Below are 17738 nucleotides of genomic sequence, written 5' to 3'. Positions count from 1 at the left end.
AAGGTCCCGCCGGGCGGGGCGCCCCCTATCCACGCGGCAGGACGAGACATGGCCAACGCGCAGTCGCCAGGTTCCGGCGGTCGTCGGCCGCCGCCCCGCCGCAGCCGGTCGCCGCTGCGGACGCTGTTCTACTGGACCATGGTGCTGGGGGTGTGGGCGGCGATCTTCGTCGCGGCCTTCTTCGCGGTCTTCGCCATCGACCTGCCCGACACCTCCAAGCTGTACGACGTCAAGCGCCAGCCCTCGATCTCCTACCTGGACCGCTCGGGGGCGGTGGTGGCGGTGCGCGGCAGCCAGTTCGCCCCGCCGGTGGACCTGGGCAAGCTGCCGCCCTACGTGCCGAAGGCGTTCATCGCCATCGAGGACCGCTGGTTCTACTACCACCCGGGATTCAACCCCTGGGGCATCGTGCGCTCGCAGGTCTATAACGCCACCCACCACGGCGGCGCGCTGCGGGGCGGCTCGACCATCACCCAGCAGCTGGCCCGCAACCTGTTCCTGACGCCCGCCCAGACCTACCGGCGCAAGGCCCAGGAGCTGATCCTGGCCATGTGGCTGGAGGCGAAGTTCTCCAAGAAGGAGATCCTCGCCCTCTACCTGAACCGGGTCTATTTCGGCGCCGGCGCCTACGGGATCGAGGCGGCTTCGCAGCGTTACTTCGGCAAGCCCGCCTCCGAGCTCACCCTGGGCGAGGCCGCGCTGCTGGCCGGGATGATGAAGGGGCCCTCGCGCTACAGCCCGGTCTCGGCCACCGACCGGGCGGAGCGGCGGGCGACCGTGGTGCTGGACGAGATGGTCCGCGACCACGCCATCACGCCCGAGCAGCGCGCCCAGGCCTTCGCCACGCCGGTAAGGGTCAACCCGACCCTGGCCAGCCAGCGGGCGCAATACTTCATCGACTGGGTGGACGACCAGGTCCGCGCCCTGGTGGGCGAGCCCACCGAGGACCTGGTGGTGGAGACCACCCTCGACCTGCCGCTGCAGGCCGCCGCCGAGGCCGCGGTGCGCAACGGCGTGGCCGCCGGCGGCAAGGAAGGCGTCCGCCAGGGCGCGCTGGTGGCGCTGGACGGCGAGGGCCGGATCCGCTCCTACGTCGGCGGCGCCTCCTACGCCCAGAGCCAGTTCGACCGGGTGTCGATGGCCCGGCGCCAGGCGGGCTCGTCCTTCAAGCCCTTCGTCTATCTGACGGCGATGGAACAGGGCCGCACCCCCGACGTCACCGTGGTCGACGAGCCGATCAAGATCGGCAACTGGGAGCCCAAGAACTACACCGGCCGCTACCTCGGCCCCATCACCCTGCAGACGGCCCTGGCCCAGTCGATCAACACCGTGGCCGCGCGGCTGGCCAACGAGGTGGGCACCGGCAACGTGGCGGCCACGGCGAGGCGCCTCGGCATCACCTCGAAGATCCAGCTCGACCCCTCCATGGCCCTGGGCGCCGTCGAGGTAAGCCCGATGGAGATGGCCCAGGCCTTCGCCCCCTTCGCCAACGGCGGCTTCTTCGCCAAGGGCTATGGGGTGGAGCGGATCCGCACCGCCTCGGGCCGGGTGCTCTACGACCACGGCGTGGAGAAGGCTGGGCGCCGCACGGTGATCGGCACGCCGGCGCTGCAGTACATGAACCAGATGCTGCGCCAGGTGATCGCGGCCGGCACCGGCGGACGGGCCAAGGTCTCTGGCTACGACATCGCCGGCAAGACCGGCACCACCAGCGACTACCGGGACGCCTGGTTCGTGGGCTACACCGGCGGCTTCGTGACCGCCGTCTGGGTGGGCCGCGACGACAACACGCCGATGCGGAAGGTCACCGGCGGCGGCGCGCCGGCCGGCATCTGGCGCGACTACATGACCGCCGCCCTGCCGCGCCTGAGGGTGCAGCCGATTCCCGGCGGGACGGTCACGCCGCCCGGCGAGGCCGCGCACGACCCGATCGGCGACCTCCTCGACCCGCAGCCCCCGCCGCCCGTGGAGGGCCAACCGCCGCCTCCGGCCGCCGCCGAGCCGGACGCCGCGCCCTATTGACCGACATTCGGGTCCGCCTCCGCCGACCGGACCAGGGCGCTTGATTTAGGCGGCGGCCGTCAAAGCTTCGCCAGCCACGCCAGGATCAGGTCGGCGGCTTCGGCGGAGCCGGGCCCGCCCAGCATCCAGTGGCTCATCTCCGGGATCAGGCGGTAGTCGGCGCCGATGCGCGTGGCCGTGCGGCGGACGCTGGCCGGGGCGTGGACGCGGTCGTGCTCGGCGGCGAACGCCAGGGCCGGGACCTTCAGCGGGCCGGCGCCCAGGCTGGTGGTCATGAAGGGGTCGAACCACCAGGTCAGCGTCTGGGCCATCGCCCGGCCGCTCTCGGGCCGCAGGCGGGCGAGGATCTTTTCGCGGGCCGGCGGGGAGAGGCGGTCCAGGGCGTAATGGCCCATCACGCCGCGATCGGGCGGCACGGCGCCGGTCCAGAACGGCCCCATCATCTGCACGCCGAAGGCGGCCGCCGCCTCCTCCAGGCTGGAGACCGGCACGCCCCAGGGTGCGGACGGGGCGAGGAGGGCGAGCGCGCAGAGCGGGGTGCGGGCGGCCACCAGCTGGGCCACCAGCCCGCCCAGGGAATGGCCGATCAGCACCGGCGGCTCAACCTGGCGGGCGCACAGGGCGGCGATCTCGCGGACGTAGTCGGCCATGGAAAGTCCGCTCACCGCGTCCGGCCCGTCCTCGGCGCGGTGGCCGGGCAGGTCGGGGCGCAGGACGGCGTGGCCGGCGGCCAGGAACGGCGGCGCGAAGTCCTCGAACGCCCAGCCGCCGCAAAAGGCGCCGTGCACCATGACGACGGGGGCGGGCATGCAGGGGCTGGCGGTTCGGGCTCAGGCGGCGCGGGCGCGGGCGGCGAAGGGTCGGAAGGCTTCCACCACCGCCTCATAGGCCTGGCGCTTGAACGGCACAACCAGGTCGGGCGTCTCGGCGAGATAGCCCCAGCGCCAGGCGTCGAACTCCGGCTGGCCGTGGCCCGCCAGGTCGATCTCGCTCTCCTGGCCGTCGAAGCGCAGGGCGAACCACGCCTGGCGCTGGCCTTTCCACCCGCGGGCCTGCTTGGAGCCGCCGTGGTCGGCGGGAAAGTCGTAGGTCAGCCAGCCGTCTGTGCGGCCTAGCACGGTGGCGGTGACGACGCCGGTCTCCTCGCGCAGCTCGCGGCGGGCGGCGGTCAGCAGGTCCTCGCCGGCGTCGACGCCGCCCTGCGGGAATTGCCAGTTGTAGGGCCCCGGCGTGTTGATCCGCCGTCCCAGCCAGACGCGCCCGTCGGCATGGAACAGCACGACGCCGACGTTGGGACGGTAGAGGTCCAGGTCATTCATCGACGGACCGTAAGCGCAGAGGCGGGGGCCAGTTGGAACCCCCGAGTCTCTACTGCTTCGGCCCAATGCGCCACCTGCGTCAATGTCACGGGATAGGCGAATCCCGAGCCCAGCGCCTGGCCGCGCTGCGTGGCGCCGGTCTCCAGGGCGGCGAGCTGCTGGTCGATGGCGCCTTCGGAAAGCTGGTCGTCGACGATGCGGTCGGCCGAGGCCCGCGGCAGGCCGCCGCCCTTGCGGGCCGCCTGGCCGTCGTCGATGAACGCCAGGCCGCGGATCTTCAGGGCGCCTGCGATGCCGGCCACCGCCGTGTCGGAGGCGAGGAACCGCGAGCCCAGGTAGTTGGTCAGGCCGAAGTAGCCGGTGGCGCGCGACAGCACCCACTCCAGCTTCTTGGCGGTGTCGGCGCCGGAGGCCGCGGTCATCAGTGTGTAGGGGCCGGGGTCGTTGTCCGGATAGTCCACCGGCTCCATGGGCGCTTCCAGCAGCACCTCGTGGCCGTTGGCGCGGGCCAGGTCTATCCAGCCCTGCAGGCCCTCGGCGTAGGGCACGAAGGACAGGGTGATCTCCGGCGGCAGGCCCTCGATGGCCTCGCGGGTCGCCTTGGCGTTGAGGCCCAGGCCGCCGATGATCAGGCCGATCTTCGGCCGGCCGTTGGAGGCGAAGGGCCGGGCGTAGGCCTCGAAGGGGGTGCGGCCGTCGGCGCCGACGATCGGCAGCGGCCCGCCCGGGCCGGTGACGTAGAGGCCGGCGATGGGCGCCTGCGGCAGCGCCGCGCCGCCCGGGGCCGGCGAACGGTCGCCGGACATGGTGATGATCGCCTGGCCCATGCCGGCGGTGGCGGCGGGCGGCGGCGCATCGGAAAGCTCGAACACCCCCTCGCTGACCCTGGGGCCGCCCGTGGGATCGGGAGCCAGCGCCTCGCGCCAGCCCGGCGGCGCCGGGTGGGCGGGGGACAGCGCGAGGGAGATGCGCACGGCCGGCTCGCCGGCCTTGGGATCGCCCGTCAGGCCGATCAGGGCCACGAGCGTGATCAGCAGCAGCAGGGCCGCGCCGCCGGCGGCGACGTAGGGCCTGTCCAGCGCCAGGCGCACCAGTTCCTGCGCCCGGGGCGCGGCGGACACGGCGGGTCCGGCCGGTTGAGGATGCAGCTGCTTTTTTGAGAACATGGCCCAGGACGAAGTGACGACGTCGCCACGCACCCTGCCCGATCATGGTTAACGAAGGGCTTAAGGTTCAAGCTTCAAGCCCTTCCCCCTCAATGGGGGAAGGGCTTGGATGGAGCGTGGGCAGGGCGTCGAAGTGAAGGTCTCGACCGGCGCCGGCCCGGGTGTTCTTTCCGACTCGGCGGCCACACCCCCGCTCCGACCTCTCCCCCATCGAGGGGGAAAGGCTGAGGGCCTACTTCGCCGTCGCGGTCGCCGCCGGCGGCTTGACCTCGGCGACCTTGGCGCGGGAGACGACCTCGGCCAGCTTCGCCGTGGGCTTGGGCAGCTTGGGCGTGGCGGCGACGGAGCCGTACTTCAGCACGTCCTTGGCGCGGGCGAGCTGGAAGTCGCCGGTCTTGACGTCATAGGCCTCCGGCGGCGCCTCGGCGGGCTGGTGGGCGCCGCGGCGAACCTTGCCCTCGTCGGCGTTCAGGGCGTTGCGGAACGACGCCTCGCTGAACTGGAACGCGCGGTTGGCGATCGACTGGGCCTCGTCGCGGGTGGAGGCCACCTCCAGGTCGGGGTCGATGCCGGTCTTCTGGATCGAGCGCCCGGAGGGGGTGAAGTATTTTGCGGTGGTGAGCTTCAGGGCGCCGTCGAGGCCGCCGCGCAGCGGGATCACCGTCTGCACCGAGCCCTTGCCGAAGCTGGTGACGCCCACCAGCTCAGCGCGCTTGCGGTCCTGCAGGGCGCCGGCGACGATCTCGGCGGCCGAGGCGGAGCCGGAATTGATCAGCACCACCATCGGCAGGCCGTTGGTGATCTCGCCGGGCCGAGCGTTGTAGCGCTCCACGTCGCGCGGGTCGCGGCCGCGCTGGGAGACGATCTCGCCGCCGTCGAGGAACAGGTCCGCCACGCCCACCGCCTGGTCGAGCAGGCCGCCGGGATTGTTGCGCAGGTCGACGATCAGGCCCTTCATCTTCGGGTTCTTGAGCTTCAGCTCGTTGAAGGCGGCCTCGGTCTCGTCGGTGGTCTTCTCGTTGAAGGCCGAGATCCGCAGGTAGCCGTAGTCGCCCTCCATCTTGGCGACAGCCGACTTGGGCTTGATCACCTCGCGCACGATCTTGACGTCGAAGGGATCGCTCTTCTCGCGGGCGATGGTCAGGGTGACGGCCTCGCCGGCCTTGCCGCGCATCTGCTTGACCGCCTCGGTGACCGACAGGCCCAGGACGCTCTCGCCGTTGACGGCGGTGATGTAGTCGCCGGCCTTGACGCCCGCCAGCGCCGCCGGCGTGCCGTCCATCGGCGCGATCACCTTGACCACGCCCTCTTCGCTGGTGACCTCGATGCCCAGCCCGCCGTACTCGCCGCGGGTCTGGTCGCGCATCTCGTCGAAGCTCTCGGGGTTCAGGTAGCCCGAGTGCGGGTCGAGCGAGGTCAGCATGCCGTCGATGGCCGCCTCGATCAGCTTGGTGTCGTCGACATCGGTGACGTACTGGCGCTCGACGGTGTCGACCACGTCGCCGAACAGGCCCAGCATCCGGTAGGTCTTGGCGCGCGGCTGCGCGGAGGCCATCGCCTGCTGGCTGACATAGGCCATGGTTCCGGCGCCCAGGACGAAGGCCGAAACGCCGATCAACAGGTACTTTTTCATTCGCCTACGTCAGGCTCCCTTGCGGCGTGGCCGCCTTAAGCGTTCGGGCCCCGGGATCGTTCAGCCCGCCTTGGTTCGCATCCAGCGGGCCGGATTCACCGGCACGCCTTGCTCACGGACCTCGAAGTACAATTCCGAGGCCGACTGTCGCTCATCGGGCATCCAACCGACAGGCGTGCCGACCGCGACGGATTGTCCGACGTCCACCGACGTCCGGTCGAGGCCGGCCAGCACCAGATGGTATCCACCCGCCATCCTTAATATCAAGATCACGCCCCAACCCTTCACCGGACCGGCGTATTGCACCAGCGCGTCGCCCGGACTTTGCACAGCGGCGCCCCGGGCGGTGAGGATGCTGAGGCCGTTGGAGCGGCCGCCGCCGGTCAGCAGGCTGCCGAAGGCGTGGGTTATGCGCCCCTGGCTGGGCGCCAGCAGGAACTGCGGCTGGACGCGGCCGCCCTCGCCGGATGGGGGCAGGCGGGCCACGTCGGGCTCGGCGGTGACCAGGCTGTCCGACGCGTCGGCCGCGACCCTGCCCCGCAGGCCGTCGGCCCGCTCGCTCTCGGCGGTGAACAGGGCCTCGCTCTCCACCGCGGCCAGCCGCCGCTGCCGTGCGATCTCGCCGGCCTCTGCGGCGAACACCCGCGCGCGGTCCTGCAGCTGCGGCGTCATCGCCTTGACCAGGATGGCGGCGCGCACGGCGTTGCGGGCGTCGCCGGGGCTGACCAGCAGGGCGGGCGGCGGGTCGCGGCGCAGGCGCTGCAGCACCGAGAGCAGGCGGGCGAGCTGGTTGCGGTTGCGGCCCTGCTGAGCGGACAGCGCGCTCTCCTCCAGGTTCAGCCGCTCCAGCCTGGCGCGCTCGTTGACCGCCGCGACCGCGCCTGCGCCCAGCGCCAGGGTCAGGACGGCGGCGGCCAGACCCAGGACCCGGGCCGGCGGCTTCAGGGCGAGCTCAGTCGCGATGATAGGGTCCTCCCGCCAGGATCGTCCCGGCGCGGTAGATCTGTTCAGCCAGCATCGCCCGCGCAAGGGCGTGCGGCCAAGTTTGCGGCCCGAAGGCCAGGCGGGAGTCTGCCGCGTGCAACAGGTCGGAATCGAGGCCGTCGGCGCCACCGACCAGAAATGCGAGCCGCCGCACGCCGGAATCCCTCAGGCGGCCGATCTCCTCGGCCAGCCCGCGGGAGGTCCGCACGCTCCCGTGCTCGTCGCAGGCGATGACGTAGGACTGCGCCAGGTGGGGGCGAAGCGCCTCGGCCTCGGCGGCCTTGCCGGGCTTGCGGCTTTCGACTTCGATCACCTCGACGGGGCCCAGGCCGAGCGCGCGGCCCGAGGCGGTGGCGCGCTCGGCGTAGGTCTTGACCAGGTCGGATTCCGGCGACCGGCCCAGGCGGCCGACCGCCACGATCGCGATCCTCAAATCGCCTGGGTGCGGTGCGGCGCGTCCACCGCCCAGATCTTCTCGATGTTGTAGAAGCTGCGCACTTCGGGGCGGAACAGGTGGACGATCACGTCGCCCGCGTCGATCAGCACCCAGTCGCAGTGGGGCATGCCCTCGACCCGCACCTTGCCGTAGCCCTCGTCCTTCAGGGCGCGCAGCAGGTGGTCGGCCATGGCGCCCACATGGCGGTGCGACCGGCCGGAGGCGACCACCAGGCCGTCGGCCATGGCGCTCTTGCCTTTCAAGTCTACGAAAACGACGTCCTGCGCCTTATCGTCGTCGAGACGGGCCAGGATCAAAGATTCCAGGGCGCTCACGCGGTCCTGGCCGGGGGTGGAGGGCAGGGCGAGGCCTGCGGTCTCCGGCGCGCGCTGCGCGGGTTCGGGGGTCAGCGAAATGCTCCTTGATGTTGCTCGCTGGGATCGACCCTAACACAGGTGGGGGCTCCGGTCAGCCGCCTCAAGAATCCTTGAGCGGAGCGCTGCGCCGCAGGCGCTCGCGCAGCGCGGTCGAGGACTGGAAGTTGAGCGGCCCGCGCAGGAACACCCACCGCGGCGGGCGGGCGTCGGGCAGCAGGCGCGCGCGGCGGCTGGGCAGGCGGGCGTGGGCGAACCGGCGGGCGGCGTGGGCGAACCGGCTCTTCAGCGAGATCCACGGCCGCGAGACCACCGCCACGGGGACCTCGCGCATAATCTGCGTCCAGCCGCGCCAGCGGTGGAAGGAGGCCAGGCTGTCGGCGCCCATCACCCAGACGAAATGCACGCCGGGGAAGCGCGCTTTCAGGCGGCGGACGGCGTCGATGGTGTACTGCACCCCCATCCGGCTCTCGGCGTCGGAGACGATCATCTGCCGTCCGCGGGCCAGCGCCCGGGCGCCGGCCATGCGCGCGGCGAGGCCGGCGGTCTCGTCGCTGGCCTTCAGCGGGTTCTGCGGCGAGACCAGCCAGATCACCCGGTCGAGGCCCAGGCGCCGTCGCGCGGTCTCCGCCACGTGGGCGTGGCCGCCGTGCGCCGGGTTGAACGAGCCGCCGTAGAGGCCCACCCGCATGCCGGGCTTGAGCGGGAAGCCCAGGCGCAGGGCCGCGGGCCGTCCGCCCGGACGCACGCGTCGGGCCGCGCCTGCCGACCACATGCCCATCGGGCGTCAGGACCCCGTCGAGCGGGGCGGCGTAGGGACGCCGGCGCGGTCGAGGTGGAGGTCGGACTGGCGGGCTCGGGCGCGGACGGTGAACACCCCGTCGCCGGAGAGCACCCCGCCGCGGGCGAACAGCCGGCCGCCCTGCCAGTTGGAGAGGCCGAGCTCGGGCCGGTTCAGCGCATACTGCCCGTCGACCCAGCGGGTGAAGCCGTCGCCGACGAAGGGGGCGTCCACCGCGGCGTAGAACCGCTCGTGCGCGGCGGGGTCGGCGCTCACCAGGCTGGCCGCGAAGCGGGGGCTGTAGCGGTTGAACAGCGCCGCGGCGTGGGCGGCGTCGTTCACCAGCGCCAGGGTCAGTTCCGGCGTCTCCTCCCATTCCCACTCGCGGCCGAGGTCGGCTTCCGCCAGGCGCTCGACCCGCGGCTCCTCGCGCACGCCCTCGGCCCGGACCACGGGGACGCGCGCATCGCGCCAGGCGGCGGGAAGCAGGTCGAAGGCGTCGCCCACCGCGTGCAGCTTGGCGCCCTTGCGCCGCTCGCCGGCCTGCTGGACGGCCGCCAGCACCGCCGGGACCAGGGCCGGGGCCGCCTCGCGGGCGACGCAGCAGACGTTCAGCGTGTTGCAGACCTTGCGGTCCAGCGAATGGAACACCGCCGCGTAGAGGCGGTCCGGGTCGGCGTCGGCCGCAGCCACCAGCCAGGCGCCCCCCGTGCCGTGCAGGCTGACGGGCGTGCCGGCCTGGCGGGCGATGGCGCCCAGCTGCGCCACCGCCGGGCCGGAGCCGCGGGCCACGGCCAGCGCCAGGCGCGGGTCGGAGAACATCGCCCAGCCGGCGGCGTGCTCGGCGCTTTCCAGCAGCACGGCGGCGCCCTCCGGCAGGCCGGTGGCGGCCAGCGCCGGCGCCAGCGCCGCGCGGACGATGGCCTGGGCGGTGGCCAGCGCGTCGGAGCCGATGCGGAACGCCACGGTGTTGCCGGAGCGGATTACGCCGGCGGCGTCGGCGAAGACGTTGGGCCGCCCCTCGAAGACGAAACCCACCACGCCCAGCGGTGCGGCCGCCTGCTCGACGCTCCAGCCGTCGTGGTCGATGCGCTCGATCACCCGGTTGCGGCCGGCCTCGGCGCGGCCCCAGGCCCGCAGGCCCGCCGCCATGTCGCCGCGCATGGCGGCGGTGGTCTCGAGCCGTGTGGCGGAGCGGCCGCGGCCCTTGGCGCGAGCCACGTCGGCGGCGTTGGCCGCAGCGATCTCCGCCCAGGCGGCGTCGGATTCAAGGTTGGCGGCGAAGGCTTCGAAGAAGGCGCTGATGGCGTCGTCGGAGACCGCGGCCAGCGCATGGAAGGCGCAAAGCGCGCGGCCCACAGCGGCCTGGGCCAGGACCTGCTCGGCGGCGGGGACGCGCAGCAGGGCGCCGGTCTCCTGCACCACGATCAGCCGGTCACCGGGCTGGAAGGCCGCCGCCAGCTCCGGCGAGACCCGGGCGATCCGGTCGCCGCCGTAGACGATGGGCATGCCGGGGGCGAGCTTTTCCAGCCGCCCGTCGCCAGGGGCGTCCGCCGTCCGCCGTGCGCCGCCGTCGTCCATGAACCCGCCGATATGCTCAGTCCGAGCCTTACCTAGGCGTCTTTGGGCGGGGGGGCAAATTGGGGGGAGGGCCGGCCGGTCGCCGCAGGCGGTGATGGAGAGCGTGGTGAACCGGCAGCTCATCCGCCGCCCCGGCGTCCCGGAAGACCTGGTCGGGGCCCTCATGTTCCTGGCGGCCGACGCCCCGGCGGACCGACCCGCCCCTACGCCCCCGTCTCCTCCGGATGCGCCGCCGCCGGCGCCAGGTCGTCGGCGTGGATCATCGGCCCCGAGGTATAGCCCAGCGCCCCCTCGATGGCGTCGGAGCGCAGGCCGCAGATGCGTTCGGCGTCGGCGGCTTCGTAGCGGACCAGGCCGCGGGCGATCTCGTGGCCGGCCTCGTCGCGCACCAGCACGGCGTCGCCCTTGTCGAAGCGGCCCTCCACCCCGCACACGCCCGCGGCCAGCAGGCTCTTGCCGCGCTTCAGCGCCGTGGCGGCGCCGGCGTCCACCGTCAGCGCTCCGGCGGGGGCGAGGCTGCCCGCGATCCAGGCCTTGTAGGCGGCGGCCGGCGTGACGGAGGGCTCGATCACCGTGGCCCGCGCCCCGGCCTCCAGCGCGGCCAGCGGCGAGGGGCGGCGGCCCAGGGTGATGATCGTGGCGCAGCCGGCGGACTGGGCGATGCGGGCGGCGGCCAGCTTGGTGGTCATCCCGCCGGTGCCGACGCCCGCGCCGGCGTTGGCGCCCCCGGCCATGGCCTCGATCTCGCGGGTCAGGCGGGAGATCCGCGGCAGGTGCCGGGCCGTGGGGTCGTTGCGCGGGTCGGCGGTGTAGAGGCCGTCCACGTCGGAGAGCAGCACCAGGGCGTCGGCCCCGATCATCTGCGCCACCCGGGCGGCCAGCCGGTCGTTGTCGCCATAGCGGATCTCCTCGGTGACCACGGTGTCGTTCTCGTTGACCACCGGGATCACCCCCAGGGACAGCAGGGTGTCGACGGTGGCCCGCGCATTCAGCCAGCGGCGGCGCACCTCGGTGTCGTCGCGGGTCAGCAGCACCTGCGCCACCCGCAGGCCGTGCGGCTCGAAGGCCTCCTCCCAGGCGCGCATCAGGGCCGACTGGCCGGCGGCGGCGGCGGCCTGCTTTTCGGCGAGGGTCAGCGCCCGGCGGGTGAGGCCCAGCCTGCGGCGGCCGATGGCCACGGCGCCGGAGGAGACCACCAGCACCTGCTGGCCGCGCCCGCGCAGGTGGGCGGCGTCGGCGGCGAAGGCGGCCAGCCAGGCGCGGTCGGCGGCCCCCGCCTCGCCCACCACCAGGGCCGAGCCCACCTTGATCACCAGACGGCGCGCGTCCTGCAGCCGGCTCACGGACGCCACGCCTCGTCGTCCGCGGCCGCGGGGGCGCGGCGGGCGAGCACCTCCCGCCAGGCGGCGCGCAGCAGTTCCGTGACGCCCTCCCCGGAAACGCCGGAGACCAGGCGCGGGGCGACGCCGGCGGCGGCCTCCAGCTCGGCGGCCCGCAGCTCGCGGGTCTCGGGGTCGAGGGCGTCGACCTTGTTGAGCGCCAGGATTTCGGTCTTGTCGCCCAGGCCCTCGCCGTAGGCCTCCAGCTCGTGGCGGACGGTGCGCCAGGCTTCGGCCACGTCACCTTGCGTCCCGTCCACCAGGTGGATCAGCACGGCGGTGCGCTCCACATGGCCCAGGAAGCGGACGCCCAGGCCCGCGCCCTCCGAGGCGCCCTCGATCAGGCCCGGGATGTCGGCGATGACGAACCGCTCGCTGGTGGAAAGATCGACGACCCCGAGATTGGGAACCAGCGTCGTGAACGGATAGTCGGCGATCTTCGGCCGCGCGGCGGAGGCGGCGGCCAGCAGGGTCGACTTGCCGGCGTTGGGCAGGCCCGCCAGGCCCACGTCGGCGATCAGCTTCAGCCGCAGCCACAGGTTCCGCTCGATCCCCGGCAGGCCCGGGTTGGCCCAGCGCGGGGCCTGGTTGATCGGGCCCTTGAAATAGGCGTTGCCGAAGCCGCCGTTGCCGCCCTTGGCCAGCAGGACGCGCATGCCCTCGTGGTCGAGGTCGGCGATCAGCGCCTCCTTGTCCTCGTCCAGCACCTGGGTGCCCACGGGGACCTTCAGCACCACGTGCTCGGCGTTGGCGCCGTGACGGTCGCGGCCCATGCCGTGGCCGCCGGTCTGGGCCTTGAAGTGCTGCTTGTAGCGGTAGTCGATCAGGGTGTTCAGCCCCTCCACCGCCTCGATCCACACGTCGCCGCCGCGGCCGCCGTCGCCGCCGTCCGGGCCGCCGTGCTCGATGAACTTCTCGCGGCGGAACGAGACCGCGCCCCCGCCGCCGTCGCCGGAGCGGATGTAGATCTTGCACTGGTCGAGGAATTTCATCGGGGGCGGGAACTGCGGCGGGGGTTGAGAAGGCGGTGGACGCGCCGGTTCGCCATAGCACGAACCGGCGCGCCTTGCCTCAGGCGAGCCAGACCATCATCCGGGTGTCGGCGACGGCGGCGCGGGCCAGCGACCAGCGGCGCTGGACCTCGCCGGTGTAGAGGAAGCCCGCCTTGCAGAGCACCACGCCGGAGGCGGGGTTGTCCGCGAAGTGGCCGGCCATCACCATCCGCCGGCCCCAGACGTCGCGCGCCCAGGCCAGGGCCGCGACGACCGCTTCGGCGGCGTAGCCCAGGCCCCAGTACGGCCGGCCGAGCCAGTAGCCCAGCTCCGCCCGCCCGGCGTCGGACGGGTGGAAGCCGATCGCGCCGATCAGGCCGGGCTTCGGCGCGTCGATGGCGAACACCGCCTCGCGCGCCGGGTCGTTGACCCGCACGCGGCGCAGGAAGCGCTCGGCGTCGGCCACGCCGTAGGGCCACGGCATCTGGGTGGTCATGCGCCCGACGCCGGGGTCGTCGGCCAGCAGGGCCATCCGCACCGCATCGGCCGCCTTGAGCGGGCGCAGCGTCAACCGCGCCGTGGATATGACGGGCGAGATCTCGAGTTCGAGCATCTGCGTAACCTCCCGGCGCGCCGTCGCGCCGTTGCGAAAACCAAAACGGGGAGTCCGGCGTCCCGGACTCCCCGCTAGGATTTCCGTCCGGCCCGCCTGTCTGTCTGGCGGACCCGGATCAAGGGGGTCGCGCCCTATTCGGCCGCCATCGGGGACGGCGCCACGTTCACGTAGGTGCGATCGTTCTTCTTGGTGCGGAACTGCACCGCGCCCGCCACCTTGGCGAACAGGGTATGGTCCTTGCCCATGCCGACGTTGTCGCCGGCGAAGAACTTGGTGCCGCGCTGGCGGATGATGATGTTGCCGGCGAGCACCGCTTCGCCGCCGAACTTCTTCACGCCGAGGCGGCGGCCGTCCGAATCGCGCCCGTTGCGCGAGGAACCGCCTGATTTCTTGTGCGCCATTGCGCTCTCCTGTCTGTCGAAGGCCCTTGGGCCTTACGCGTCCTTGTCGGTCTTCTTGGCCGCGGCCTTCTTCGGCGCGGCCTTGGCTTCTCCGGCCTCGGCCTTCGGGGCCGCCTTGCGGGCCGGCGCCGTCTTGGCCTCGGCCGGGGCGACCGCCTCCGTAGCCGCAGCTTCCGCCGCAGGCGCGGGCTTGGCCTTGGCGGCCGGCTTGGCCGGGGCGGGGACCGCGGCAGGGGCCAGGGCTTCCGCCACACCTCGCAGGTTGCGGGCGCGGGCGTCGAGCACGGCCTTGGTCGTCAGGTCGACCGTGCCGTCCCAGGTGGCGCTCTTGCCCTCGCCGGTGATGCCGGTGACCCGCAGGACGGACTCGAACTGGCGGTGGCCCCGCGTCCGGCGATAGCCCTGGCGGCGCTTCTTCTTGAAGATCTTGATCTTCTCGCCCTTGCGGGTCTCGATCAGCGTGGCGTTGACCGAGGCGCCGGCCAGCGTCGGCGCGCCGACGAACACGGCCTCGCCGTCGCCCAGCATCAGCACGTCGCCAAAGGCCACGTCGGCGCCGGGCTGACCGTCGAGCTTCTCCACGACCAGCACGTCGCCGGGCTGCACCCGGTACTGCTTGCCGCCGGTCTTGATCACCGCATACATGGTTGGCGCCTTAAGAAATGTCTTCAGCAAAAAGCATTGCGCCCGCGAGCGGCCCCGCGGGCGAGAGGGGCGGTCTTATACAGAGAGGGCCGGGCAAGTCAACGCGCGCCGGCGGGGCGCCGGCTCAGTACGGCGGGACCTCCGGCGGCGGCGGCAGGCCGCGTTCCACCGACCAGTGGCGGACCACCGCGGCGGAGACCGCCTGCATGAACATCAGCCGCGCCGGCACCGGCTGGCGGGTGCGGCGGATCATGACCGCGACGGCGTAGGCGCGGCCGTCGGGGGCCGTGATCAGGCCCACGTCGTTGATGCCCACCGCGGCCCCGCGCCAGTCCTGGCCGGTGCCGGTCTTGTGCGCCAGGGTCCAGCCCGGGGGCAGGCCGCCCTTCAGGCGCCTGGGGCCGGTGGTCGCCCGGGTCATCAGGGCGATCATCCGCCCGGTGGAGGACGCGGACAGCAGCTCGCCGCGCTGCAGGGCGGCCAGCGCGCGGACGACGCCCGCCGGCGTGGCGCGGTCGGGCGGCTCGGCGAGATAGGCGTCCATGGCCGCGTCGCGGACCGCCGCCGGCAGCTGGGCGCGGGCGGTCTTGAAGGCGTTGTTCAGCCCGTATTCCGGTCGCCAGACCATGCCGGAGATGCGGGCCTGCAGCTCGCGCTCCTCGCCGCCGGCGCGGATGCCGGTCAGGCCCTTGCGCCCCAGCGTCGCCTGGATGGCCCCGGCCCCGCCCACCTGGCGCACCAGCCGGTCGGCGGCGGCGTTGTCGCTCTCGACCAGGGCGCGGGCCAGCAGGTCGTCGAAGGTGGTGGCGTAGCCGTCGGGGCCGTAGCGCGCGAAGATCGGCTGGTAGAAGACGCTGAGGTCCTCGATCCGCATCACGACGGGATCTTCCAGCCGGTAGGCGCCGTGGTCCACCTGGTCCAGCAGGGTCAGCGCGATCCACAGCTTGGAGACGCTCTGCTGCGGGAAGTCGACATCGCCCAGCGCCTGGGCGGTCCAGCCGGCCTCGACGTCGGAGACCGCGATCCCCACCGGCTCGCCGTAGCCGGCGGCGAGCGCGGTGATCTCGGCCTGCAGCGCCGCGGGCGCCGGCGCGGGCTTGCGCGGCGCGGCGACCGCGTGGGCGGCGGGGAGGGCGGGCTGCGGCCGGGCTGCGGTCAGGGCCGCGGCGGTCCCCAGCAGGACCACGACCAGGGCCGCGCCCAGCGTCCACCGCCAGAGCCGGCTCGCCGGTGAGAACAGGTAGTCGAGGATGCGCCGGACAGCTCGCCCCATCACGGTTGAACGCGGCAGGGGCGGAAAAGGCGCAGCTCGCGCCTCACGCTTCGCGCCGCACCTCGACGGTGACGTGGGAAAGGCCCGCCAGCCCGTTCAGCCGGGCGCGGTAGGCGTCCGGCGGCAGGGGGGCGCCGGACGCCACCACGGCGACGGCGGCGTGGTGGCCGGGCCCCAGGCGCCAGAGATGCAGGTCCACCACCCGCTCGCCCTCGGCGCCCAGGCGGGCGCGGATCTCGGCGGTGAGCTCGGGGCTGGGGTTCATGTCCAGGAGGGCGGGGCCGGCGCGGCTGAGCAGGCTCCAGGCGAACCTGGCCACCAGCACGGCGCCGACCAGCCCCGCGGCCGGGTCGGTCCAGGTCCAGCCGAAGCGCTGGCCGGCCAGGAGGCCGCCGATGGCCAGCACCGAGGTCGCCGCGTCGGCCGACAGGTGCAGGTGGGCGGCGGAGAGGTTGAGGTCGGCCCCGTGCTCGTGGACCGCGCGGCTGGGCTGCAGCAGCCAGACGCAGACCAGGTTCACCGCCAGGCCCGCCACCGCCAGGGGCACGGCCTGGGCGTAGTCCACCGCCTCGGGCGAGATGACGCGCTGGACGCTCTCCACCCCGATGGCGATGGCGGTGACGGCCAGCACCACGGCGTTGGCGAAGCCCGCCAGGTAGCCCAGCTTGCCGGTTCCGAAGCTGAAGCGGGCGTCCTGGGCATGCCGCCGCGCCAGCGCATAGGCCGCCGCCGCCACGCCCAGCGCCGCCACGTGCGCGCCCATGTGCAGGCCCGACGCGGTGAGCGCCATGGAGTGGAAGGCCAGCCCGCCCGCCACCTGGGCCACCAGGGTCGCGGCGCAGACGCCGGCGACGATCCAGGTGCGCCGCTCGTTGCGGGCGTGGTCGGCGCCCAGGTAGACCCGGTCGCCGCGGAACTCGTCGAGCGGCGCGGCCTGGGGCGTGGGGGGATCTGTGGCGGTCACGGCGGGCTCGTACGGGCGGGGAAAGTGTTATTGTATAACGTTCCCGGCGGGTCAAGCGATGCGCGAATCCTGCAGGAAGGTTTGCACACGCGCCCGCTGCGACTAGATGTGGGCCATGACCGACAGGACTCCCGTGACCGTGCTGACCGGCTACCTCGGCGCCGGCAAGACCACACTCCTCAACCGCATCCTCTCGGAGGACCACGGCAAGACCTACGCCGTGATCGTCAACGAGTTCGGCGAGATCGGCATCGACAACGACCTGATCGTCGGCGCCGACGAGGAGGTGTTCGAGATGAACAACGGCTGCGTCTGCTGCACGGTGCGCGGCGACCTGATCCGGGTGCTCTCGGGGCTGATGAAGCGCAAGGGCAAGTTCGACGCGATCATCGTCGAGACCACCGGCCTGGCCGACCCGGGCCCGGTGGCCCAGACCTTCTTCGTCGACGAAGAGGTGCGCGCCAAGACCCGCCTGGACAGCGTGACCACCGTGGTGGACGCCAAGCACCTGCCGCTCCGGCTGGCGGACTCCAGGGAGGCGGCCGAGCAGATCGCCTTCGCCGACCAGATCGTGCTCAACAAGACCGACCTGGTGAGCGAGGCGGAGCTGGCGGCGGTCGAGGCGGCGATCCGCAGGCTCAACCCGCTGGCGCCGATCCACCGGGCGCAGCGGTCGGACGTGGCGCTGGACAAGATCCTCGGCCGCGGCGGCTTCGACCTGGAGCGGATCACCAGCCTGGAGCCGGAGTTCCTCAATCCGGCGCACGGCGAGGCGGGCCATGTGCATGACGAGCATTGCGACGACGATCACGACCACGACCACCACCACGATGAGGTGCTCGACCACGCGGCGGCGGCCGGCATCCGCGGGGTGTCGCTGAGCTTCGACCGGCCGCTGGACGGCCAGCGGGTGACCGACTGGCTGAACGGGGTGCTGCAGGCCCAAGGTCCCGACATCCTGCGCGCCAAGGGCATCCTGGATGTGAAGGCCGAAGACCGCCGGCTGGTCTTCCAGGCGGTGCACATGATCCTGGAGGGCGACTTCCAGGGCGAATGGGCCAAGGACAAGCCCCGCACCAGCCGCCTGGTGTTCATCGGCCGCAACCTCGACGAGGCCGCCCTCAAGGCCGGCTTCGAGGCCTGCGCGGCTTAGGCGACCCTCAAACGCAAAC

18 protein-coding genes are annotated in these 17738 nt (G+C 73.0%); 2 read left to right on the top strand and 16 right to left on the bottom strand.

What is annotated here, in order from left to right:
• Nucleotides 1-48 precede the first annotated feature (48 nt).
• Nucleotides 49-2022: a penicillin-binding protein 1A gene (locus tag VGL30_RS06250; protein ID WP_331537917.1), complete on the top strand. Its 1974-nt coding sequence runs from the start codon at nt 49-51 to the stop codon at nt 2020-2022.
• A gap of 59 nt (nt 2023-2081) precedes the next feature.
• Here the strand turns inward: VGL30_RS06250 and VGL30_RS06245 are convergent, their stop codons facing one another.
• The 16 genes from VGL30_RS06245 to VGL30_RS06170 all read right to left on the bottom strand — a co-directional run bounded on the left by VGL30_RS06245 (nt 2082) and on the right by VGL30_RS06170 (nt 16566).
• Complete coding sequence (locus tag VGL30_RS06245) at nt 2082-2831, bottom strand: alpha/beta hydrolase (RefSeq protein ID WP_331537915.1); 750 nt, start codon at nt 2829-2831, stop codon at nt 2082-2084.
• A 21-nt stretch (nt 2832-2852) separates the two neighbouring features.
• Nucleotides 2853-3341: an RNA pyrophosphohydrolase gene (locus VGL30_RS06240; RefSeq protein ID WP_331537913.1), complete on the bottom strand. Its 489-nt coding sequence runs from the start codon at nt 3339-3341 to the stop codon at nt 2853-2855.
• Nucleotides 3338-4462 (bottom strand): divergent polysaccharide deacetylase family protein, encoded by a 1125-nt coding sequence (locus tag VGL30_RS06235; RefSeq protein WP_331537911.1) that lies wholly within the window; start codon nt 4460-4462, stop codon nt 3338-3340. Before VGL30_RS06235 ends, VGL30_RS06240 begins: the two co-directional genes overlap by 4 nt.
• Before the next feature lie 277 nt (nt 4463-4739).
• Nucleotides 4740-6140: a S41 family peptidase gene (locus VGL30_RS06230; RefSeq protein ID WP_331537909.1), complete on the bottom strand. Its 1401-nt coding sequence runs from the start codon at nt 6138-6140 to the stop codon at nt 4740-4742.
• Between the two features lie 60 nt (nt 6141-6200).
• Nucleotides 6201-7169 (bottom strand): murein hydrolase activator EnvC family protein, encoded by a 969-nt coding sequence (locus tag VGL30_RS06225; protein WP_331537907.1) that lies wholly within the window; start codon nt 7167-7169, stop codon nt 6201-6203.
• The gene (gene rlmH / locus VGL30_RS06220; protein WP_331537905.1) at nt 7093-7557 is read right to left on the bottom strand and encodes a 23S rRNA (pseudouridine(1915)-N(3))-methyltransferase RlmH; all 465 of its coding nucleotides are present in this window, start codon (nt 7555-7557) and stop codon (nt 7093-7095) included. Before rlmH ends, VGL30_RS06225 begins: the two co-directional genes overlap by 77 nt.
• Nucleotides 7554-7895, bottom strand: a complete 342-nt coding sequence (gene rsfS / locus VGL30_RS06215; protein ID WP_414694962.1) for a ribosome silencing factor — start codon at nt 7893-7895, stop codon at nt 7554-7556. The genes rlmH and rsfS overlap by 4 nt, the downstream gene beginning before the upstream one ends.
• A 142-nt stretch (nt 7896-8037) precedes the next feature.
• On the bottom strand, nt 8038-8709 hold the full coding sequence (locus VGL30_RS06210; RefSeq protein WP_331537903.1) for a nicotinate-nucleotide adenylyltransferase: 672 nt from the start codon (nt 8707-8709) through the stop codon (nt 8038-8040).
• Between the two features lie 12 nt (nt 8710-8721).
• Nucleotides 8722-10296 (bottom strand): aldehyde dehydrogenase family protein, encoded by a 1575-nt coding sequence (locus tag VGL30_RS06205; protein ID WP_331537901.1) that lies wholly within the window; start codon nt 10294-10296, stop codon nt 8722-8724.
• Between the two features lie 203 nt (nt 10297-10499).
• Entirely contained in the window at nt 10500-11648 is a 1149-nt protein-coding gene (gene proB / locus VGL30_RS06200) for a glutamate 5-kinase (protein ID WP_331537899.1), read from the bottom strand.
• On the bottom strand, nt 11636-12667 hold the full coding sequence (obgE, locus tag VGL30_RS06195; RefSeq protein ID WP_331537896.1) for a GTPase ObgE: 1032 nt from the start codon (nt 12665-12667) through the stop codon (nt 11636-11638). Before obgE ends, proB begins: the two co-directional genes overlap by 13 nt.
• A 79-nt stretch (nt 12668-12746) precedes the next feature.
• On the bottom strand, nt 12747-13280 hold the full coding sequence (locus tag VGL30_RS06190; RefSeq protein WP_331537893.1) for a GNAT family N-acetyltransferase: 534 nt from the start codon (nt 13278-13280) through the stop codon (nt 12747-12749).
• Nucleotides 13281-13414: 134 nt separating this feature from the next.
• On the bottom strand, nt 13415-13684 hold the full coding sequence (gene rpmA, locus VGL30_RS06185) for a 50S ribosomal protein L27 (RefSeq protein WP_331537891.1): 270 nt from the start codon (nt 13682-13684) through the stop codon (nt 13415-13417).
• Nucleotides 13685-13717: 33 nt separating this feature from the next.
• Nucleotides 13718-14329, bottom strand: coding sequence for a 50S ribosomal protein L21 (gene rplU, locus VGL30_RS06180; RefSeq protein WP_331537889.1), 612 nt, complete (start codon nt 14327-14329; stop codon nt 13718-13720).
• 124 nt (nt 14330-14453) lie between these two features.
• Nucleotides 14454-15602, bottom strand: a complete 1149-nt coding sequence (locus tag VGL30_RS06175; protein ID WP_331537887.1) for a serine hydrolase — start codon at nt 15600-15602, stop codon at nt 14454-14456.
• Between the two features lie 43 nt (nt 15603-15645).
• Nucleotides 15646-16566 carry a cation diffusion facilitator family transporter gene (locus VGL30_RS06170; RefSeq protein ID WP_331537885.1) on the bottom strand — a complete coding sequence of 307 codons (921 nt, stop codon included), beginning with the start codon at nt 16564-16566 and terminating at the stop codon, nt 15646-15648.
• A gap of 106 nt (nt 16567-16672) precedes the next feature.
• Between VGL30_RS06170 and VGL30_RS06165 the strand changes: the two genes are divergently transcribed.
• Entirely contained in the window at nt 16673-17719 is a 1047-nt protein-coding gene (locus tag VGL30_RS06165; protein ID WP_414694961.1) for a CobW family GTP-binding protein, read from the top strand.
• Nucleotides 17720-17738 lie beyond the last annotated feature (19 nt).

Source organism: Phenylobacterium sp. (assembly GCF_036502675.1).
In the GTDB taxonomy this organism is placed as follows: domain Bacteria; phylum Pseudomonadota; class Alphaproteobacteria; order Caulobacterales; family Caulobacteraceae; genus Phenylobacterium.
Note: the sequence above shows the minus strand (reverse complement) of the source record. Positions and strands in the feature narration are given on the sequence as shown.

Coding starts and splice junctions, on each gene's coding strand:
- VGL30_RS06250 (WP_331537917.1), top strand. CDS start 49: ATGGCCAACGCGCAGTCGCCAGGTTCCGGCGGTCGTCGGCCGCCGCCC.
- VGL30_RS06245 (WP_331537915.1), bottom strand. CDS start 2,831: ATGCCCGCCCCCGTCGTCATGGTGCACGGCGCCTTTTGCGGCGGCTGG.
- VGL30_RS06240 (WP_331537913.1), bottom strand. CDS start 3,341: ATGAATGACCTGGACCTCTACCGTCCCAACGTCGGCGTCGTGCTGTTC.
- VGL30_RS06230 (WP_331537909.1), bottom strand. CDS start 6,140: ATGAAAAAGTACCTGTTGATCGGCGTTTCGGCCTTCGTCCTGGGCGCC.
- VGL30_RS06210 (WP_331537903.1), bottom strand. CDS start 8,709: ATGTGGTCGGCAGGCGCGGCCCGACGCGTGCGTCCGGGCGGACGGCCC.
- VGL30_RS06205 (WP_331537901.1), bottom strand. CDS start 10,296: ATGGACGACGGCGGCGCACGGCGGACGGCGGACGCCCCTGGCGACGGG.
- obgE (WP_331537896.1), bottom strand. CDS start 12,667: ATGAAATTCCTCGACCAGTGCAAGATCTACATCCGCTCCGGCGACGGC.
- VGL30_RS06190 (WP_331537893.1), bottom strand. CDS start 13,280: ATGCTCGAACTCGAGATCTCGCCCGTCATATCCACGGCGCGGTTGACG.
- rpmA (WP_331537891.1), bottom strand. CDS start 13,684: ATGGCGCACAAGAAATCAGGCGGTTCCTCGCGCAACGGGCGCGATTCG.
- rplU (WP_331537889.1), bottom strand. CDS start 14,329: ATGTATGCGGTGATCAAGACCGGCGGCAAGCAGTACCGGGTGCAGCCC.
- VGL30_RS06175 (WP_331537887.1), bottom strand. CDS start 15,602: ATGGGGCGAGCTGTCCGGCGCATCCTCGACTACCTGTTCTCACCGGCG.
- VGL30_RS06165 (WP_414694961.1), top strand. CDS start 16,673: ATGTGGGCCATGACCGACAGGACTCCCGTGACCGTGCTGACCGGCTAC.